This is a genomic window from Flavonifractor porci (genome assembly GCF_037572415.1).
Lineage (GTDB): Bacteria > Bacillota > Clostridia > Oscillospirales > Oscillospiraceae > Flavonifractor > Flavonifractor porci.
In genome coordinates this window covers 102824-123788 of sequence record NZ_JBBHLB010000007.1, presented here as the reverse complement: position 1 = coordinate 123788, position 20965 = coordinate 102824, and the positions used below count along the sequence as shown (strand labels likewise).

Annotated in this window: 15 protein-coding genes and 1 pseudogene; 9 read left to right on the top strand and 7 right to left on the bottom strand. The window is 53.1% G+C overall.

Annotated elements, in window-relative coordinates; all coding sequences use genetic code 11:
• Positions 1-33: 33 nt before the first annotated feature.
• From WHJ28_RS08235 to WHJ28_RS08200, 9 genes and pseudogenes are all read left to right on the top strand, one after another.
• Complete coding sequence (locus WHJ28_RS08235; RefSeq protein WP_116721491.1) at positions 34-321, top strand: helix-turn-helix domain-containing protein; 288 nt, start codon at positions 34-36, stop codon at positions 319-321.
• Positions 322-870: 549 nt separating this feature from the next.
• Entirely contained in the window at positions 871-1023 is a 153-nt protein-coding gene (locus WHJ28_RS08230; RefSeq protein WP_165366523.1) for a hypothetical protein, read from the top strand.
• A gap of 74 nt (positions 1024-1097) precedes the next feature.
• On the top strand, positions 1098-2699 hold the full coding sequence (locus WHJ28_RS08225; RefSeq protein ID WP_340041474.1) for a recombinase family protein: 1602 nt from the start codon (positions 1098-1100) through the stop codon (positions 2697-2699).
• Complete coding sequence (locus WHJ28_RS08220) at positions 2699-3553, top strand: recombinase family protein (protein WP_340041473.1); 855 nt, start codon at positions 2699-2701, stop codon at positions 3551-3553. Before WHJ28_RS08225 ends, WHJ28_RS08220 begins: the two co-directional genes overlap by 1 nt.
• Positions 3438-5063: a recombinase family protein gene (locus tag WHJ28_RS08215; RefSeq protein ID WP_325285124.1), complete on the top strand. Its 1626-nt coding sequence runs from the start codon at positions 3438-3440 to the stop codon at positions 5061-5063. Before WHJ28_RS08220 ends, WHJ28_RS08215 begins: the two co-directional genes overlap by 116 nt.
• Positions 5064-5085: 22 nt before the next feature.
• Entirely contained in the window at positions 5086-5832 is a 747-nt protein-coding gene (locus tag WHJ28_RS08210) for a metallophosphoesterase family protein (protein ID WP_340041472.1), read from the top strand.
• An 85-nt stretch (positions 5833-5917) separates the two neighbouring features.
• Positions 5918-6313: pseudogene (locus WHJ28_RS16515) on the top strand (DUF1016 N-terminal domain-containing protein); the annotation flags it as partial.
• Between the two features lie 85 nt (positions 6314-6398).
• Positions 6399-6866: a low molecular weight protein-tyrosine-phosphatase gene (locus WHJ28_RS08205; RefSeq protein ID WP_325285128.1), complete on the top strand. Its 468-nt coding sequence runs from the start codon at positions 6399-6401 to the stop codon at positions 6864-6866.
• Positions 6867-7760, top strand: a complete 894-nt coding sequence (locus WHJ28_RS08200) for a BRO-N domain-containing protein (protein ID WP_116721497.1) — start codon at positions 6867-6869, stop codon at positions 7758-7760.
• A 282-nt stretch (positions 7761-8042) separates the two neighbouring features.
• Here the strand turns inward: WHJ28_RS08200 and WHJ28_RS08195 are convergent, their stop codons facing one another.
• The 7 genes from WHJ28_RS08195 to WHJ28_RS08165 form a co-directional block, all read right to left on the bottom strand.
• Positions 8043-8963: a hypothetical protein gene (locus WHJ28_RS08195; protein WP_340041470.1), complete on the bottom strand. Its 921-nt coding sequence runs from the start codon at positions 8961-8963 to the stop codon at positions 8043-8045.
• Positions 8941-9183: a helix-turn-helix domain-containing protein gene (locus WHJ28_RS08190; RefSeq protein ID WP_340041469.1), complete on the bottom strand. Its 243-nt coding sequence runs from the start codon at positions 9181-9183 to the stop codon at positions 8941-8943. Before WHJ28_RS08190 ends, WHJ28_RS08195 begins: the two co-directional genes overlap by 23 nt.
• Positions 9184-9192: 9 nt before the next feature.
• Complete coding sequence (locus WHJ28_RS08185; RefSeq protein WP_340041468.1) at positions 9193-10164, bottom strand: hypothetical protein; 972 nt, start codon at positions 10162-10164, stop codon at positions 9193-9195.
• Between the two features lie 201 nt (positions 10165-10365).
• Complete coding sequence (locus WHJ28_RS08180) at positions 10366-14409, bottom strand: S-layer homology domain-containing protein (RefSeq protein ID WP_340041466.1); 4044 nt, start codon at positions 14407-14409, stop codon at positions 10366-10368.
• Positions 14410-14738: 329 nt separating this feature from the next.
• Complete coding sequence (locus WHJ28_RS08175; RefSeq protein WP_340041464.1) at positions 14739-18584, bottom strand: S-layer homology domain-containing protein; 3846 nt, start codon at positions 18582-18584, stop codon at positions 14739-14741.
• On the bottom strand, positions 18581-19735 hold the full coding sequence (locus WHJ28_RS08170; RefSeq protein ID WP_340041462.1) for a zinc-ribbon domain-containing protein: 1155 nt from the start codon (positions 19733-19735) through the stop codon (positions 18581-18583). The genes WHJ28_RS08175 and WHJ28_RS08170 overlap by 4 nt, the downstream gene beginning before the upstream one ends.
• Before the next feature lie 299 nt (positions 19736-20034).
• Positions 20035-20880, bottom strand: coding sequence for a tyrosine-type recombinase/integrase (locus WHJ28_RS08165; protein ID WP_340041460.1), 846 nt, complete (start codon positions 20878-20880; stop codon positions 20035-20037).
• Positions 20881-20965: the final 85 nt, after the last annotated feature.

The window sequence follows — 20965 nt, the reverse complement described above, 5'->3', positions numbered from 1 at the left end:
TCATCCAAATTTCAGAAAACGGAGGAAAGTGTTATGGGCTTCAACAGAGATAGCTATGCCGCTCGAATCAAGAATTTACGGAAAAGCCGAGGACTTACGCAGGAGCAGCTGGCAGAGAAAATGAACATCACCAGTACATACATCCTGAAAATTGAAAACGGAAAGCAGACCGGCTCAGTTGAACTGGCTGTGGAGCTTGCAGCATTCTTCGATGTCTCCCTGGATTATCTTTTGTCGGGGAGAGAATTTAAAGCTATGGATCAGAAGCAGAACCTGCGAATGACCATTGCATTTTTGTCTGAATTGGAGGCAAAACTCTAAAACCTTCCATTTTGGGTAGGTAACCTTCCATTCTGTTTATGTAATTCTGAAACACACAGAGTTACAATCTTAGTGAGATCAGTTAATCTCACAGTACCTTGAAAAATACTGCTCCAGGCAGTCATATCCGGTAGCATAGATACATCAGCTGACGGAGCCAGCGTCAGGCCGAGTGCGCGAAGACCACCTGTGCGGATCATTTCCGCATCTAAGGACGGCCAATTAAGGTGCAGAGCGATACCCACTCAGGCCAGAGCAGGATTGGCACCCTGCTTCGCCAAGATCCCGTCAGCCCACAATGGTACTCCTGTACGCAGCTTCGGGCGTTCCCCGGAGGGGTGAGATTCCCGTGATGTGCGCCAGCACAGTTTATGTTGCCGCCCTGCCTGGGGAAGTAGTGTCGAATACAGGCAAAATTCTTGATATTAGAAGCAATGGAGGTCGCCTGCAATGTAGTAGAGCAAGCCAAGGCTTCCCCAACCAAATTGGGCGGCCTCTATTTTTGTGGTATCAAGGTTCAGTAAAACCGTAAATGAAGGGAGGATTACTATGACAGTACAGAATGTAAACATCGATTACTGTGGCATTATCACGCTGCTTAAAAACCTTGTCCAGATTGGGAAATGCACCGAAAAAGAGGCTCAAAAAATTGCAAGCTACCTCTCTGTGCAGGATGGTGTGGAGATCATTCTGTTTCCCTGATTTTCGTTGCATTTGGTGATAGCTATTGGGGCAAAAGTGTGGTAGTGTTTGTTGCTGTAAGGAGGTGAACTGACATGGAGAAAAAGCAGCTGACCGATGGAAGTATGGCCCTGCAGGAAAAGCAGTGCAGAGTTATTACGATAGAGGCTACTGAAAAGCAGCAGGACATCAAGCTGCGGGTAGCTGCTTACGCCCGTGTCAGCTCTGCTTCCGATGACCAGCTCAACTCCTTCGCCGCTCAGAATCGGTACTACGCAGACCTGATCTCCGGAAAAGAAAACTGGAGCATGGTGGACATTTATGCAGATGAGGGTATCACAGGCACTTCTGCTGAAAAGCGGGAGGACTTCCAACGACTTCTGGCAGATTGCCACAGAGGGCTGATTGACCGGATATTGGTGAAATCCATCTCCCGATTTGCCCGAAACACCACAGAATGTCTGGAGACGATCCGAGAACTGAAAGCGCTGGGAATCAGCATCTACTTCGAAAAAGAAAATATCGACACATCCACCATGTCCGGTGAGATGATGACGGCCATATTCGCTGCCTTCGCTCAGGCTGAGAGCGAATCAATCTCAGGTAATATGCGGTGGAGCTATCAGAAACGAATGCAAAGCGGTAAGTTCATTACCTGTAAGGCACCGTTTGGATACCGGTTGTGCGATGGGAGGCTTGAAATCGTAGAATCCGAAGCACAAATCGTGCGGTTGATCTTCGACAGGTTCCTGGCTGGGTACAGCACCACAGAAATCGCATCGGAAATCACAAGCTTAGGAATTCCCACAAGAGATAAAATCCCATACTGGCAGCACACAACGGTCTGCTATGTCTTGCAAAACGAAAAATATGTCGGTGACTCCCTGCTGCAGAAACGATATTCGACTGATACCCTTCCGGTCAAAAAGAAGATAAACCATGGAAATAAGGATCAGTACTACATTGCAGACAGTCACCCACCTATTGTGGACAGGCTCATATTTGAAAGGGCGCAGGCGCTGTATCAGGCGAAAAGCTCTAAAATTACCCATTCACCTCGGGAGCAATATCCCTTCACCATGACGATCCTGTGCGGAAACTGTGGGACATACTTCAAAAGGAAAATGTCAAAGGACATAACATACTGGGTGTGCCGCAAACACGACAGACAAAAAGATGCCTGTGTCATGGAACAGATACCAGAGTCCCAAATCGAGGAAGCCGTCCTGCGTCTGTACTATAACCTCAAGCACCATGGAGAGCCGATCCTCTCCCAGATGATCACCAGTCTCCTGACGATCCGCAACCGCAGAATGCTCTGGAGTCTGGATGTCATTGAGCTGAACAAGCAAATATCTGAACTTTCCAGTCAGAATCAAATGTTGACCACGCTGAAACAGCAGGGCCTCATTGATCCTGACATTTTTATATCCCAGAGCAATGAGCTGACCGAACAGCTCCGCGCTGCAAAGCTGAAAAAGGAACGCCTGTTAGCCTCCGATGGCGACAACACCATCGCTCAAACGCAGGAGCTGATGGATATCTTAGAAGCAGGGCCGGATTTCCTTGATGCCTTCGATGCAGAGCTGTTCGGTGAACTGATTGACAAGATTATTGTGGACAGTAAAGAACAGCTTCGATTCCGCCTGAAAAACGGATTGGAGCTTACAGAAACCATTGAAAGGACGGTGCGCTGATGGGAAATCGGAAACTGCCCTTCGGCTATCACATGGAACTGGGTAAAATCGTACCTCATCCACCGGAGGCAGTGCTGGTAAAGCATATCTTCCAGGCGTATATCGCCGGAGAATCCTACAACAGCCTGGTTGAGTGGCTTCGGGAGCAGAAGATTCCATACGATGTTGGAAGGGTCTGGAACAAAAATATGGTAGCACGGATTCTGGAGGATCGCCGTTATATCGGTGACAAGGGCTATCCTGCTATCCTGCAGGAAGAAACTATGACAAGTGCGATAAAAAAACGCAACGCCAAGCAAGTGACCACCCATATTACAGAGGCACAGAAGATCCTTCGCCGTCTCAGTGGGTGGACAGAAACGAAGCAGATAGAACAGCAGGTGTTAGGTCTGCTCAACATGCTGCTCAACAATCCGGAACGGATTCAAGTGGTGTCGCCCCATCCTAAAAGCGAGAATGTGGAACTGCAAAGGCAATTGGATGCAGTGCTATCCTGCCAGCCAATCGACGAAGATGCAGCTCAAGAGCTTATCCACTCCATTGCCTCTGTACAATATAGTGCTATCGATGCAGATGAATATGAGAGTATCCGGCTCCGGCGAATATTTGCCCAGCATCCGGTCATGCGTGAATTGGACGCAAAACTGCTGAAAACCACGGTATCCGCAATCCGTGTATACAGTGATAAATCCATAGCCATACGACTGAAAAATAATCAAATCATAGGAGTGAACCACAATGAGAGACAATCCACCCAGAGTCATTACGATCCCTGCGAAAGTGGAAAGCACAGCACAGCAGGCTGTCCAGCGGCAGCTGCGAGTCGCCGCTTACTGCCGGGTATCTACAGATGACGAGGAACAGCTCACCAGCTACGAAGCCCAGCAGACCTACTATACCGACAAAATCATGGGCAATAAGGACTGGACGATGGCAGGCATTTTTGCCGATGAGGGCATCACAGGAACTTCTGCCCGAAAGCGCCCTGAATTTCTGAAGATGATCCGCCAATGCAAGCGTAAGAAAATCGATATCATCCTGACCAAGTCCATCTCCCGCTTTGCCAGAAATACGGTAGACTGCCTGAACTATATCCGGGCTCTCCGGGAATTGGGTATCGCAGTCATCTTCGAAAAGGAAAACATCAACACCATGGAGTCGGACAGCGAGATCCTCATCACCATGCTGGGCGCCTTCGCCCAGGCGGAAAGTGAGAGCATCAGCGCCAATGTCCGCTGGGGCAAGCGGCAGGCCATGCGGGAAGGTAAAGCCATCATACAGTACAAACGCCTGTATGCATACGAGAAGGGCGAGGATGGTATGCCCCAGATCATTCCGGAACAGGCAGATGTCGTCCGGTCGATTTATGACCGGTACCTGACCGGCGCCAGCCTGCGGATGCTCAAAGACTGGCTGGAATCGGAGCAGATCCCCAATGTGGCAGGAGGTGCAGAGTGGACCATATCATCGATCCGCAGCATCCTGACCAATGAAAAATACTGCGGTGATGTCCTGCTCCAAAAGACCTACATCAGTGACTGTATCAGCCGAAAGGTAATCCGCAATACAGGTCAGCTCCCAATGTACCTGGTGGAAAACCATCATGATGGAATCGTAGACCGAAAGACATTCGATGCGGTACAGGCAGAAATGGCAAGGCGCAACGCAGGAAAAAGTCCTTCAAAAAAGAATGCTCCCACGGGAATGACCTCCTATGCCAGCAAATATGCGCTCTCAGAGCGGCTTGTATGTGGAGAATGTGGAACACTGTACCGCCGATGCACATGGTCCAAACGGGGCAAAAAACGGGTTGTATGGCGCTGCGTCAGCCGACTGGACTATGGAACAAAATATTGCCACAACTCGCCATCAGTCGATGAAGATCAGCTTCAGCGGTCGATTCTCGCAGCAATCAACTCTGCAATGAGCCGGAAAAGCACACTCATCCGGAAAATCACCGGAGCTATGGAACAGGTGCTGGCACCGATTCCAGGCGAGAGCATGAGCCTGTCAGATATAGAAAGTCGGCTGGATGAGCTGAATGACCTGACAAGGACTCTGGTGGCAAAAGCCGCTCATGCAGAAAATCCATCCATCTATACAGTCCAGCTCAAGGAAATTATGGACGAGGCCGCTGTTCTGAAGGAAAAACGGCAAGCCATAGAAGAACAGCGAAAAAGTAATACGCAGGCAATTCGACGGATCGAAGAAGCTGCCGCGGTCATGGAGGGCGCATCTGCAGAGATCCAGGAATGGGATGAAACCCTCATCCGACAGCTGGTGGATACGGTGAAGGTCGTTTCTGCGGAACATATCACGGTGATCCTGCGCGGGGGCATTCAAGTGGAGCAGGATATGATATAATGAGAAAAAGAAGGTGAACGATATGATTTATGCGACCGGCGATACCCATGGCAATTTCGAGCGGTTTCAGCCCGAATACTTCCCGGAGCAAGCTGAAATGACCAAAGAGGATTACATGATCATCTGCGGCGACTTTGGTGGTCTGTGGGACGGGCGAAAAAAAGATAATCGGAACCTGGACTGGCTGGAATCCTTACCCTTCACCGTGCTGTTTGTCAGCGGCAATCACGAGAACTTTGATCTGCTGGGGAAATACCCTGTCGAGGAATGGAACGGTGGGAAAGTCCAGCGCATCCGCCCGCATGTGATCCATTTGATGCGGGGACAGGTGTTTGAACTGCAGGGATACACATTCTTTACTATGGGCGGAGCAAGGAGCCACGATATGGAATACGGTGTACTGAATCCCTACGCTCCAGATTTTGAAGAACAATACTGGACACTCCGCAGGATGGGGGCCAGTTTCCGTGTAAACCATCGTTCCTGGTGGAAACAGGAGCTTCCGAGTGATTTGGAATATGAAGAAGCCCGAAACAATTTGGAGCGTGTCCGGCATGAAGTGGACTATATCATCACCCACTGTGCTCCCAGCAGTATTGTAGACCAACTGGGCGCAGGAGGATATGCCCATGATCCCCTGACAGATTATCTGGAGGAAGTCAAAGAAAGAACACGGTTTCATTACTGGCTGTTCGGACACTATCATGACAACAAAATCTTGGATGACCGATTTGTTCTTCTCTGGGAACAGATGATCCGGGTGGTGTAAACAGGCCAAAGAGAAGTGCGGGAATATCCTGCGTTTCTCTTTGGCCTGTTTTCGGTTAAGCATAATTTATCAGGAAGGAGAAACCATGAACACTCGCAAAAACATCGACTATTCTGCCATGTTTGCGGATTTGGATGCAGCAGTAACTGCTGACTTTTCTCAAGTGCAACTATACTGCGAATTAGGCCGAATTGTATGTGGTCGTTCTGAAAAGGGTGCTGCGGTTGCTGCTGCCAAATACCTGTCTGAACAGTATCCGAATGTCCCTGGTTTCTCCCCGCGCAATCTGCGGAGGATGCGTGATTTTTATCGGATGTATGGTGAAAACGAAGAACTTTTGAAACTCGCCGCAGAGATCTCCTGGACACAAAATGTTGTGATTCTGGAGGCGGACCTGAACATGGAGGAGCGACGCTGGTATCTGCTGGCCGCAAAACAGTACGGATGGTCAAAATCCGCACTTCAGAACGCTATCCAGGAATGTGCTCATCAGGAACTCACGCTCGACGAATTTGAGGTTCCATGTTATACTGATCATGAAGAAAATCAATTGGAGAGTTCCGAAAATGATCAAGATACTTTTTCTCTGTCACGGCAATATTTGCAGAAGCCCGATGGCCGAGTTTGTGATGAAAGATATGGTGAAGAAAGCTGGTCTGGCACAGGAGTTCCAGATCGAATCAGCAGCTACCAGCACCGAGGAAATCGGAAATCCTGTTTACCCACCTGCCCGCCGGAAATTGGTCGAGCATGGAATCGACTGTTCCGGCAAAACAGCATGGCAGCTCCAGAACAGCGACTACGACAAGTACGACCTGCTGATCGGCATGGATCGCGCCAATATCCGGAGTATGTACCAGATCTGTGGTGGCGACTTTGCCGACAAAATGCACCTTCTGATGGATTTTACAAGCCGACCCGGAGAGGTAGCCGACCCGTGGTACACCGGCGACTTCGATGCGACCTGGCAGGATGTTATGGAAGGCTGTCAGGGACTGCTTGATGATTTGCTGAAGAAAAGAGGTGTGATATGAATGGGGCAAGAGGATAAGATTCAGCTTTTTGAAGATAAGCGCATCCGCACAGCCTGGGACGAGGATAAAGAGGAATGGTACTTTTCTGTTGTTGATGTCGTTGCAGTTTTGACCGATCAGCCGGATCAGCGTGGCGCAAGCAACTACTGGGCAAAGCTGAAACAACGCCTTAAAGACGAAGGTGCAGATCAGTTGCTGACAAATTGTCAGCAACTGAAATTGAGGTCCCCAAAGGATGGAAAACGGTATAATACTGATGTGGCAGATACGGAACAGCTTCTGCGTATCATCCAGTCCATACCATCTCCCAAAGCTGAGCCGTTTAAGCTATGGTTGGCACAGGTTGGTCGGGAGCGAATCGAAGAAACGATAGATCCGGAACTGACCATTGAACGGGCGCTGGAAACCTATCTGAAGAAAGGCTATACCCGTGAATGGATCAATCAGCGACTGCAGGCGATCCAGGTTCGCAAAGAGCTGACCGATGAATGGGATGCCCGTGGTGTTCAAAAGGGCATTGAGTATGCCATTCTTACAGATGAGATATCCCGAGCATGGTCCGGGATGTCCACCAGACAGTATAAGAATCTCAAGGGGCTGAAAAAGGAAAACCTGCGGGACAATATGACTACACTGGAATTGGTTCTGAATATGCTGGCCGAGGCTACGACCACAGAAATTTCCAAGCAGAAAGCACCGGAATCTTTTTCTGATAATATCGAAGTGGCTCGTGCAGGCGGTAAAGTCGCTGGAGATGCCCGAAAGGCTATTGAGTTGCAAACAGGTGTCCCTGTTATTACGGAAAAGAATGCTGCCCAACTCAATCAAGTGATAACCGATTTGATTGAAGGGGGTATCTCCGAATCGGAAGTTGACTCATCAAAACAAGAATAAATAATTTGAGTTTTGCGGAGATAACATGACATCTACAGCGTTTTGATGTTACATAAAAATAGCCACACCTTTCGGTGTGGCTATTTTTATGGATACCGTGAGAAATCAAAATGCTCGAGGCAAATGAATTGTCCCTGCGCCGAGGTTTTCGCCTCCGGCAAAAACGCTCTTACGGCGCAAAAGCGCCGCCCCACTGTGTGGGGCCCCATATCCTGCCGGCATCTATACTGTTGTGATGTTCCAACAAGCCGCAAGCGATTTCGCTTGCGGCTTGTTTTTTGTTTATTCAGATATTGTTTGAATTATAATCTGGACGCCAATTCCGCGTTCATCCAGGAACCAGAGTTCCCCGGTGAAGCTGCCGTCTGGCTGGGGAGTGAGGGTGGTGTAGGTCTGGCCGTCCCGTTCCTCATCCTGTCGGATCAGGATACAGGCTGTGCCCTCCACAAGAGGAAGCTGATAGCTGCCATCGGTCAGGGCCAGGGCCTCAGCCTCGGACAGTGTAGTCTCGTTCAGAAGTGTGCCATTCTCATCCAACTGGAAGAAGGTGCAGGACGCTATCCGGGGAATCCGTTCTATGGCGAGTTCTACCGAGAGCACGTCTTGTGTGGTGCAGCCGTTGATGGTTGAGGTGTACTTGGTCTCCTGTTTGAGGGTGACGCCGTCGCTCTGATAGGAATAGCCTTTTGTGAGATAGAGAGAGCCATCCGCCCGCTGATAGACCAGGCAGGCAGTCCAGATGCAGTCCTGATCGCTTATGGAGGAAGAGGAGGCGGGACCGAAATACAGCGTGCCTGAGAGGCTTTCGGTGGTTTCGCTGTCCGTAATGTGGGAGCGGATATCGGTGTTTGCCGCGTCGGATTGATGGGCAATGATGACAGAGGAGGGGTCCTCCGGATCAGTGGAGGGGAGAAAGTCAAAGAAGAGTGCCTGCCCATCCAGATCGGTGAAGGCATACCTGCCATCGTTCTGGCGTTGGGCGTTCAGTATTTTGGTGTCCCCATAAGTTTCCCAGTCCCGGTCAAAGTCGTGATCATCAATAGGCCGATAGACCATGTAGTAGCCCACCCAGCGGTCCTGAACAGGACTCTGGGCCTCCGGCTGGGCCAGGCTGACCGGCCGGAGCAGTACCAGCAGCAGAACAAGGGCGATCCCTACAGCCGGAATCAGGAACCGGCGGTCAAGGCGTTTCTTCGCTGTCATTATCCTCATCCTCCAATCGTCCGTCGAAGCGCAGGATATCCCCTACGTCGCAGTTGAGGTAGTAACAAATTTTGTTGATGGTGTGAAAGCGTACGCCGTTCGCCTTGCCGGATCGCAGGATAGACAGATTGGCCTCGGTGATGCCAACCTTGGTACACAGCTCCTTGGCAGTCATATGGCGGTCTTTCAGAATTTCACTCAGATGTACGGTAATGGCCATGGAAGTACCTCAGATAATGGACTGGTTGTCCTCCTGGAGCTCCTTGCCCTGCTGGAGGCAGCGGCACAGCAGGTAGAGGGCGGCGGCCAGCACCAGGGAGGACAGAGGGATATACACCTGAAAATGGGACTGGAGCGGTAACGCCAGGAAGGTAAGCTGAAACAGGTTTTTCAGAACGGTGAGCAGAGCGGACCATACCACCAGCTGCCGGCACCAGCGGGCTGTGAGGGCACACTGTTCCACGGCCTCCTGGCTGAACAAGCCCGCTTTCAGAACGGCGGTAAGGGAGGCTGCCTGAGCCAGCAAAAAGGCGGTGAACAGGTCGGCCACCAGAGGAAGGAGCGTCAAAATAAACTGGAGGATCAGTCCGCTGGTGATGGTATCGTTGATGCTGTTGGATTCAAAGAGCAGCTCATAGCCAGAAGGGTCGTTCAACGGCGCCTGGATGGCTTGGTTGGCAAAGCCGCCGATCCGGTTGTACGCCGTTCCAAAGGCCGCCAGCAGGGCGCAGGCCCACAGCAGGATACGAAGCACACCGGCCAGCCGGTCAGTCGCCTCTTCCTCCAGCCGACGCAGCACCCGCAGGACCAGCCAGGCTGCCAGCACGGAGAGATAGACGCACAGGGAGACAAAGGGCCATATCTCCGGAATCTGCATGGGGAGCAGGGTGGGGTTGACAGAGAAAAACACCATGCAGAATCCAACCCCGCAGGCGGGCAGCAACAGCCAGTCCTCCCATACCAGGGGCCCCCGGTCTTTGGGCAGCACCAGAAGCAGCAGGGGCAGCAGGGTAACAGCCAGGGTGATTGCCCAGGCTCCCAGATTGCCCCAGGGACCGGACAGGGAGAGTTCCCGCAGCCCCTGGCCTGGGGCGGAGAGCAGGCCTGGCAGCCCCTGCGGATCATAGCACGACAGAGCAAGGGCCGTCAGCCCTCCGACCAGAGCGGCGCATAGCAGGATCAGAATATGCTTGCGTGTCATGATGCTCACCTCAAATTATTGTTTTATTATAATTTCATCTTGAGCATAACAGAAGGATTATTGTTTGTCAATAATTTTTGCTTATTTTAAAATATGAGCGGAAGGTATAAAAGAAAGCGGAGCGGCAAGAAGATCTTGCCGCTCCGCTGCGCGTTGGGTACAAAGCTGTTTTCCGGCTAGAGATGGGAGAATAGCAGGACCTTACTTTTCCCAGGTTTCCCGACTGCCGGACTTGACATATTCGTGGGAGTTGGTGGCCTCAGCGATGTCGTGATAGGCCCAGTTGTCCTTGTCCACATCGCAGAACTTCCGCAGCTGGTCGGCGTGCTTATCCACATAGGACTCATCAGCGCTGCGGCCCAGCAACCGGTTGGTGATGACGGTGACCTCGGCCCGGGTGATGGTCTGATAGGGGCGGAAGGTGCCGTCGGTAAAGCCGTTGATCCAGCCGTACTGGATGGAGCCGACCACCACATCATAGAACCAGTCATCCTCATCCACATCAGAGAAGATATTTTTGCCCTCGGTGCTCAGGTCGCCGAAACGCATACCCATGGCGGTAAATTCGGCCCGGGTGATGACGCGGGTAGGCTCAAAGCGGCCGCCGCCCACGCCCTCCAGAATGCCGATGGAGGCCAGGGTGTTGACTGCGTCGGCGTACCAGGCGCCGGCGGGCACGTCGGAGAAGGAGACGGTCTGGGTCACGTCCTTGTTCAGCAGCAGGTTGTAGAACATCTGGGCCGCCTCGGCGCGGGTCATGTTCTGGCTGGGACCAAAGCAGCTATTGGGGAAGCCCTGGAGGTAGGCGAAGTGATCCTTGGTGTTGAGCCAGTCGGATACGCCGGTGTCATCGGGGGTGGGAGGCAGCTGCCGGAAGGAGACGGAGATGGTGTGAGCTTCCTTCACATTTTTGAAGGTGTAGCTGTCCACAGCACCTGCGCTCTCGCCATCCACCAGCACGTCGTCGATCTCATAGCCCTCATCGGCCTTCATGGTAAAGGTCTTGCTGCCGCCGCGGGAGACCCGCACGGAGCCGCTGGGGGAGATGGAGCCGCCTTCACCGGCGCTGGCGCTGATGGTGTAGCGGGTAACGCTGGGGATATCAGATTCCTCCCAAACCAGAGCGAACGGAGAGAAGCCGCCGGAACCGACCTTAAAGACAATGTGAGTATCTGTTTTCTCCAGGATGCTCACTTCAGATACCGTACATCCGGCAATGTCTCCGGCAACTTCATTGGAGGCCATATCGCGGTGAAGATCCTCAAAGTGAAGCAGCGTAAACTCTGTATCTTTGTTTGTGCCGGCGGGATAAGGCCAGGAAACGGTAACATCGGCAGAGGCCTTGACCCATGTGTTGCCGTTATATCTGTCCACCAGATCAAGATATTTCAGATCATAGTTGCGGACCATTCCTTCCGGAACAGGTTTGGCCAAGGCCTGATCAGCTTTATCCTCAAGCAGCTGAGTGCGATTGGACTCGCTGGAGGTGCTCTCAATGATGTCGTCAAACAGCAGGGCAATGCCGGTGGAATCAGTCACCGATACATTGCTGTCATTGATGGTAAATGTGACGCCATCAGCGGTGGTGACTCCGACTTTGCCGCTGGTGGCAGGCTGGTTCAGGTCTGCATACTCTACCTTACTGGTCGTGCCTCGGACATTCAGAATGCCGGTATTAGAGATCACGCCGTAAGTCTCCCCGGAGGTGCTGCCCTGATCAACGGCATAGATCTTGCCTTGGTCCACAGCGCCGGAATAGATGCCCATGTTGAAGTGCTTATTGACTTCAAGGCCAACTGCAAATTGGTCGCTGACAATGGCTTTTCCTGTGTCATCGGTGAATAGCAGGCGAACAGGGTCCTGTCCATCCGTGTCCGGAACGATTTTGTAAATGTCTGTGGCTGTTTCGTTATACGGGATGACCTTCCAAACCTTTCCGCTGCCTTCCTCTTTAAACCGGATATCGGTGGGAGCCAAGCCTGCCTTGGCCTCAATGCGGAAACCAAATTCCGGCAGGGAGGTGCTGCTGGTGATGGTGCCGTTGTCTTCTGTGACATGGTTGGAGCCCTGCTCGCCGCCCATATATACGGTGATGTCGGCAGGATCGATGGTGACATAGTATTTGTCCTCGGCCACAAAAGCCAGCGCATAGGAAGTGCCCGGCGTCAGACCGGTCAATGTCACATCAAGGACCTCACTGTTGACCAGAGGAAGCAGGGTCAGCGTTGCGCCGTCTGCGGGGATACCATCGTCCTTCAGCGGGATGTAGCCAATGTGCAGACCGACGCCCTTCTCAACCGAAGAAGGTCTGGACATGGAGAAGTGCAGAGTGTCTGAGTCGGCTTTAAACCAGAGGGCGCTTCCCTTAACAGCCCAGTTAGCCTGGCCCTCGCCGGCCTTGACCAGGGCGTCAACTTGGTTTTTGGAGTCACTGGAGGCGGCGCCCAGCCACAGGGAGGGGTAGGGTTCATCCAGAGTCAGTGTACCGAAAGAGGTGTTTATAGTCGTGTTGCCCTGGAGTACGCCGGATGCGATATAAATGTTTTCGTTGGCATCCTTGGCGGAGCCGCCGGTGGCGGAAATCTGATAGGTCGTTCCGTTGTCAGACAGTGTGCCGCCATTGAGCCGCACTTTGGATTCACCTGCGACCGTATATTTGATACCATAAGAATTGCCGGAGATGGTGCCGCCGTTCATCACGAATTCGACGCCTTTGAAGTTAGGTTTGCCGCTTACCTCAACGCCAGTGCCGTTTCCGGAGATAGTACCGCCGTTCATGGTAAAGAGAGAACCGTTGTTGACACGGACCGCAACGCCGGTGCCAAACAGGCCAGCGCCCTTGGTGCCGGAGATCTCTGCGCCTTCTTCCATGATGACTTCAGGACGGCCGCCGGACTGATTGGCAATATAGATCGCGGTGCCCTTATTGTTTAAAATCTTGCCGCGAATGGTGTACCTGGAGCCATTGTTGGTGTACAGCACCTGGCCGTCCGATAAACCCGCACTGGAAACGCAATTCTGTACGACGCCGGTAGGGCCGATCTCAATATGGCCGTACCAGGAACGCATGACGGGATTGTTTTCCACCTTTTCCACGGTGCCGTTGACCAGGGCGGTATGCTGATAATCTTTTCCCATATCGTCCATGTAAAGGGCGGAGATTCCAGTGATATTGGTCATTTTTGCGCCCTGTTTCATATCCAGGTCGCTGGCATACATACCGATCACGGAACCCTGACTGGCATTGGCATTAAAATCCCGGATTTCACAAGAAGCGGCCAGGGTGATACCCGAATCTCCACGCCCATGAACTGCCACGCCTGTGGTTCCCTGCCACATATCATTGTCTGCTTTGATATTGACAATTTCACCGCCGATGGTGGCAGAACCGCCGTCCACACAGACGGCGCGGCCCACAACATCCCGGATGACGGCGCCATCGTCAATGGTAATGTTGGTGCCCTGCGCCCATACGGCACCCACGGGGCCAATACTTCCGGAGGCACCCTTGATTCGGTCATTTGCGGTGTCGTCGCAGATGATGCTGCCCGTTTCCATGGTCAGGGAGGCACCGGCGATGACCCGGACTGCGGACATGCCGCCGAAGTTCTTCAGGGTTGCGCCGCTGCCCAGAATGATCTCAGCCTGAGCGGCATCTGTGCCATAGGCTGCGATCATGGCATCCTGCACGCAGAGACTGTTTTTACTGGTGTCACCGCCACTGCTGGCCTGGGTAAAAATGGTTCCTTCATGCCGGCCGGCATCATCCAGAGTGACATTTTTCAGTGTGACCGAGGCTCCTTTTCCTGCGGGAACTGTGACCTCGATCATAGCGGGGTTATAGGTAGAGCGGGCGGTATCTTGTATCTGTTTAAAATCCTCCGCGCGGGTAATGGTGTAAATCTCCTGTATTTGCCCCTCTTCCGCGGGCAGGCTGGAAATGATTACATAGTGGTCTGTGATGCGGGCACAGGCGGCTGCCTCTACGTCCGACATCAGATAGACGGTATAATATTGGTTGTCTGCATCCTGATTGATGGCGTCTACAGCAGCCTTTAAAGAGGTATACGGATTTTCCTTTGAGCCCAACTCGCCTTCTCCGCCTGTTGCTGCAACATAGATCGTCTTACCTGTCGGTGTAGCATTCTCTTCCGGCTCTTCAGCCAAAGCTACAGCTGGTAGAAGACTCAGCAGCATGGCGCAGGTAAGCAGCAGGCTTAAGATATGCTGTGTGATTCGTTTCATCTGCGTTCCCTCCTGTATAAAATGTGTGCGTCTCCACGCACCTGAAATAGGGATGGTGTTGCTTGGCGGCGGTGCTGTTTGCATATGCTGCCCGCGCACACTGGGTAGCCGCACCCCTGAGAATATAAACCTGGGACAGGACAATTCTTATGGTTGGGCAGGAGTAGAAATTTACAAGAAATCCAGACCTATTCACCGTGTAGTATTTTGTCGAAATGGTACTTGTGCATTTTCGATAGTCTCAGCGGAGCGGCAAGAAGATCTTGCCGCTCCGCTGCGCGTTGGGTACAAAGCTGTTTTCCGGCTAGAGATGGGAGAATAGCAGGACCTTATTTTTCCCAGGTTTCCCGACTGCCGGACTTGACATATTCGTGGGAGTTGGTGGCCTCAGCGATGTCGTAATAGGCCCAGTTGTCCTTGTCCACATCGCAGAACTTCCGCAGCTGGTCGGCGTGCTTATCCACATAGGACTCATCAGCGCTGCGGCCCAGCAACCGGTTGGTGATGACGGTGACCTCGGCCCGGGTGATGGTCTGATAGGGGCGGAAGGTGCCGTCGGTAAAGCCGTTGATCCAGCCGTACTGGATGGAGCCGACCACCACATCATAGAACCAGTCATCCTCATCCACATCAGAGAAGATATTTTTGCCCTCGGTGCTCAGGTCGCCGAAACGCATACCCATGGCGGTAAATTCGGCCCGGGTGATGACGCGGGTAGGCTCAAAGCGGCCGCCGCCTACGCCCTCCAGAATGCCGATGGAGGCCAGGGTGTTGACTGCGTCGGCGTACCAGGCGCCGGCGGGCACGTCGGAGAAGGAGACGGTCTGGGTCACGTCCTTGTTCAGCAGCAGGTTGTAGAACATCTGGGCCGCCTCGGCGCGGGTCATGTTCTGGCTGGGACCAAAGCAGCTATTGGGGAAGCCCTGGAGGTAGGCGAAGTGATCCTTGGTGTTGAGCCAGTCGGATACGCCGGTGTCATCGGGGGCGGGAGGCAGCTGCCGGAAGGAGACGGAGATGGTGTGAGCTTCCTTCACATTTTTGAAGGTGTAGCTGTCCACAGCACCTGCGCTCTCGCCATCCACCAGCACGTCGTCGATCTCATAGCCCTCATCGGCCTTCATGGTAAAGGTCTTGCTGCCGCCGCGGGAGACCCGCACGGAGCCGCTGGGGGAGATGGAGCCGCCTTCACCGGCGCTGGCGCTGATGGTGTAGCGGGTGGTAGTACCGTTTTCTGCGAAGGAAGCTTCAATGGTGTGATCAGTGGTCACACTTTCAAATTTGTAGGAGGTTGTCACCGCCACGCTCTGGCCATCCACCTTTATGTCGGAGATGTGGTAGCCGTCGTTTGCGGTGATGGTAAAGGTTGCGCTGCCGCCATAGTCCACCTCGGCGCTGTCAGGGGTAATGGTGCCGTTGGGACCGGCAATAGCGGTGATAAGAGCCTTGCTCTTCAGCAGGGTGACCGCGGGGTCAGAAGGAACAAATATCTTGCTCTGGTCCTTGGCGATTTGTGCATTGAAGTCGCCGGAGACAGCCAGGGTGGTACCTTCAGAAAACTTTGCACCGGGCAGGGCGGCGGAGAACTCAGCTATGGCATTCCAATTGGCGGCGTTCTCCCAGCCATCCTTCATGGTGCAGGGGATGGTGAGAAGCCCGTTTTCGTAGGTAATTGTTCCAGGCGCAAAGATATCGCTGGTAAATGTAATCTTGCCGGGGTCCACAGTCAGATCCTCATTTAGATGGATCTGGATGGAAATGTCCCGCAATGCCTCACCTGCCTTCAGACGGTTTTTCAGGTTATCGCTGACAGTATAGGTGAAGCAGTAGGGGATCTGATAGGTCTTATCCACGTCAGTCTTGCCAACCAGGGTGGCGGGAGCGCTGGCCGTCATGAAGCCGTAGTCTGCGGTGGGCTGCACCAGGGCAAGAGCGGAGCCGTTGATGGAGTTGGGGAAACGGATGGTCAGCTTGCCGTTCTGCTCCGCAACGGGATAGAAACAGACAGGAGCGCCGGCAACGGGTTCGCCATTCTCACCCACCGCTACAACGCCAGCATAGATGGGCAAGGCTGCCGCACCGGCAGGCTTACTGATCTCCAGTGCAGTGACAGGCTCGCTGCCGACAGCCCACAGAGCGGCCAGAACTGTGTCGCTCCACCCTGTTTGAACAGCGGCAGAGGTAACCGAGGTGATGCCCGCATCGGACGCATTGCCAAACTTCACGCCAGAGCCGGGAGGTGTAAGGGTGACGTTATACTTTTCAAGATAGACAGTTGGATTTCCCAGGTCCATCGTGCCAGAGATCGTCATGTAGCGGCTGATATGGCCAAATTGGGAAGTAGAAACAGAAATATCATTAGAGACGCCATCGGTGAAGTCATACTTTCCGGTTTCCCCGTTCAGTGTTGCGGTGACATTCATGATATTGTCGGAAATGGTGCCGCCATTCAGAATGACGCACTCATTGCCCCAGGAGTCATCATTGTATTGTACGCCGCCGCCATAACCGGTGGTGATGTTGCTGGTGATCTCACCGGCATTCATTGTAAAGGACCCGCTGCGGCGGACAGAGACGCCGCCAGCCAGAGAAGGATTTCCTACCGAGCAGTTATTCGAGATACTGCCGCCATCCATGATAAAGCTTCCGCGGGACACAATGACTGCGGCGCCGTCATTAACAGAGGTATTGCCCGTGATTTTGGCACCGTCATACATTGTCAGCCTGGCGCCGGTAAAGTTGTTTGCCAGCCAGATACCGGCAGAATACTGGGTGCTGGTGTTATCTCGGATGGTGCCATAAAGGTCGATCACAATACCAGGGCCCTGAGCGTAGAGTGTAGCCGCCCAGACAGTGTTATGATGAATGTCTGCATTAGGACCGATCTTACAGTACAGACCGCCAGACTCATTCAGATTAATGGCATTTCCACCGTTTATGATTCCACAGATCTCACCATCGATCATGATGTTGATGGAATCCGCAGGCTGGGTGGTGGAGCCGTATCCCATTATGGCGGTACCAGCAAGGTTACAGATTTTCGCGCCGTCCGCCATTTCAAAGCTGCCCTGGTTCACATATACTGCGCTGTCGATTTTGGCGCTTACGTTGGTATTGTCAAACAGAGCGGTGCTGCCAAAGGTGACATCCGCATTGTTGCGAACATGGACGGCAACACCGCCCTTACCCTGCCACATATCAGCGTCACTGGAGATATCGGAAATGGTTCCGTTGATAACAGCGCTGCCGCCGTCAGCATACACCGCGCGGCCCGTAATATTGCGGATCTCCGAACCCTCCTCCATGACGAGGCAGCTTCCCTGAAGCCAGACCGCACCGGCAGGTCCCACCTCTTCGGGCGGGCAATTCTTGATGGTATCGCTTCTCACACGGTCGGTAACACCAATGTCCTTAATGACCGAGCCGCTCTGCATGGTGATCTGGACATTGCCGGTGGCATACACTGCCGACATACCGCCAAAATCCTGCAGCACAGCGCCTTCGCCCAGGGTAATGTTCACCCTGCGGTCACTGAGGCCGTGGGCCGTAACGACAGCGTCCTGAACAAAAGCTAGATTGCCGTTCTCAGGCTGTGCGCCGTTGATCGTGCTGTTGGTTTGGGCGAAGTAGGTGCCGTCATGCTTGCCGTCATCTGTAAGGACAATGTTTTTGAGCGTGACGGAAGCAGCGTTGTCGCTTGTGCCAGAGGCTGCGTCGCTGGTCGTGACCTCAATAAGTGCGCCGTTATACCAACTTTGATGATTGTCGGCAGCGGTTACATTTTTGCCCCGCGTCAGCGTGACCGGATTTTCCGGATCTGCTGAGGTAATGGTGAGATGCTTGTCCGTGACTCGGGCGGTCCTGGTGTCGGCAATAGTCAGATCAGTCAGGACATGGATGGTACTTCCATCTTCTGCTTTCTCTACCGCCTTGAACAAAGTAGCATAGGGGTTATCCTGTGTTCCATCGCCGGTCTCATCGCTGCCAGCCGATGATACATACACGATCTTGTCCGATTCGGGCTCCGGCTCGTTGACCGGTGCGGGCTCTGCCAGGGTATCTGCTGCCGTGTTGGGTGCGGTTTCCGGCTCTTCCGCGAAAGCTACAGCCGGGAGAAGACTCAACAGCATGGCGCAGGTAAGCAGCAGACTTAAGATATGCTGTGTGGTTCGTTTCATCTGCTTTCCCTCCTGTATAAAATTTGTGCGTCTCCACGCACCTGAGATCGGGACGGTGTTGCTTGGCGGCGCCGCTGTTTGCGTATGCTGCCCGCACACACTGGACAGCCGCACCGCTTTGGACCGGAACGGGAATAAACGACGGCTTTCCACACATGGCCCAAGGAGCACGCCCACCATACCATCCGGTGGGAGCTGGCGGTTACCATCTCAGGGGTCAGGCGGCCATTTAGGGTCGGGTGCCACTGGGATGCCAGCTCAGGCTCCACAGTGGCCAGATCATTAAAGCCGGCCAGAACCTTTTTCCCGGCACAATAGGGGCAGCCGCTGCCCCGAATGGTTCTCGCTCCAACGACAGCCTGATAGGAATGCCCCAGCTTGCATTGCCACCAGACCTTTCGGTTTGAGTAAGGAGAAACCTGGTCGGGTGTCCGTGTCCCGTTCTTTGTGGGATGCCACTGGGCCGCAATCTCCGGGAACAGACTGGCCAAATCGTTTTCGCCGGAGAGAACTTGCTTTCCGGCGCATATGGGACAGCCGTTTCCGGAAACACGAGCAGCTATCTCAGCCTGCCAGACGTGCCCTCTGGAACACAGCCACCAGACCTTGCGGCGGCTGCCTGGAAGAACCTGGGTAGGTCTCAGAGGCCCGTTTTGTGTGGGATGCCATTGCTGCGCCAGTTCAGGATAAACAGTGGCCAGGTCGTTTTCGCCCGACAGCAGTGTCCGATTGGCACAGACAGGGCAGTTGCACCCGCCGACTCTGGATTTGATCTGCGCCTGCCACTCATGTCCCTTGGGACAGAGCCACCATACTTTCCGATGGCTGCCGGGAAGTACCTCCGTTGGCAGCAGAGGCTGATTTTTTACTGGGTGCCACTGACTGGCCAAGGCGGGATACCGGGAAGCCAGGTCTGTTTGTCCGGGAATAGGGCGGGTGCCGGCACAGTATGGACAGCCAGACCCGCCGCTGGTGCGGGCGGTTGGAGCCGCAGACCAGATATGCCCGTGTTCGCAGCGCCACCAAACCTTCCGTTTGCTTCCATAGCTGATTTGTTCAGGCGTAACTGTTTTATTGAGGGCATAGTCCCACTCTTTGAGCAGGGCGTATTCCCCTGTGCGAACACAATACGCATAAAGTGATTCCTGCATATCAGCCTCCCCTCTCTGGACAGAATCTGTATTCTGTCTATTTGAAGTGCGGACTGGGTCGCTGCAGCCATTCTGAAAGAAAAAATCCATTTTGAGCCTATCTCAAAATGGGCAATGGGCTTACAACGGCACATTGGATTATCGGTAAATTGGTGTTACCGGAAGATGTATAGCTTTGAAAATTACAATTATGTTGATTTATGTAAGTCAAACTGCTACAATATAAGAGACGGTGTAGCTAAACCAATGGGTATTTTGTCTCATCCGCTTTGCCGGTGAGACAGAATACAGATTCTGTCCTATCGAATCAGTTTTAGTCGTTCCAGCATTCGAGTATGCTCCGCGCCGGTGGAAACTAAATAAATGCGGGTGGTTTCAATGGCGGAGTGTCCCAATACGTCGGCCAGCTTGGCTACATCCCGACAGGCGTTATAAAATGTCCGGGCAAACAGGTGCCGAAGATTGTGCGGAAATACCTTGGAAGACTCCACGCCAGCATCTTTACACAGCGCTTTCATTTCTGCCCATATCTGTTTCCGGGATAACGAATGACCACTTCTGGTGAGAAAAAGCTCACCGGAAGTGATTTTATTTTTTCGGGCATATTTTTGCAGCTTCCTGCACAATTTGCCGGGAATGAGAATCGTGCGGATCTTTCCCTTCAGAAAGACCTCGGCCTTGTTCTGTTGGACAGCTTCCAAAGTGATATATTTTACTTCCGACACCCGGATGCCTGTGGCACAGATGGTTTCGATGAGCAAAGCCAGCCGATCTTTTTTCTGGCGCTCGGCAGTGGAGACGAGTCGGCTGTACTCGTACTTGGTCAGTTCACGGCGGTCCTCCCGAAAAAGCTGCCGCTGCAGCTTGAGGTGTCTGACTCTGCAGTCCTGCCATCCGCAGCAGGACAGGAAACGGTCCAGTGCTGTCAGCTTGCCATTAATGGTAGAGGGATGATAGCGGCAGGAGAGCAAATACTCTTTCCATTGTGCCACGGCGGCCTTTGATACCTGGGCGCCGGAGAGCCAAGCGGCAAACTGCCTTACCTCCCGGAGATATTTTTCCAGGGTGGCGCCGCTGCGTTCCTCTTCCCGCAGGTGTTGCTCAAAGCAGCCGAGCAATTCGGCGGTGATCATTCGCTTTTTCATAAGAGCCTCCTTTGCAAAACAGTGATTTTAGTTTTCCGTGCCCTTGAACAGTTATGCCCAGCAGCCCGCAGGAAAGGAAAAAAGA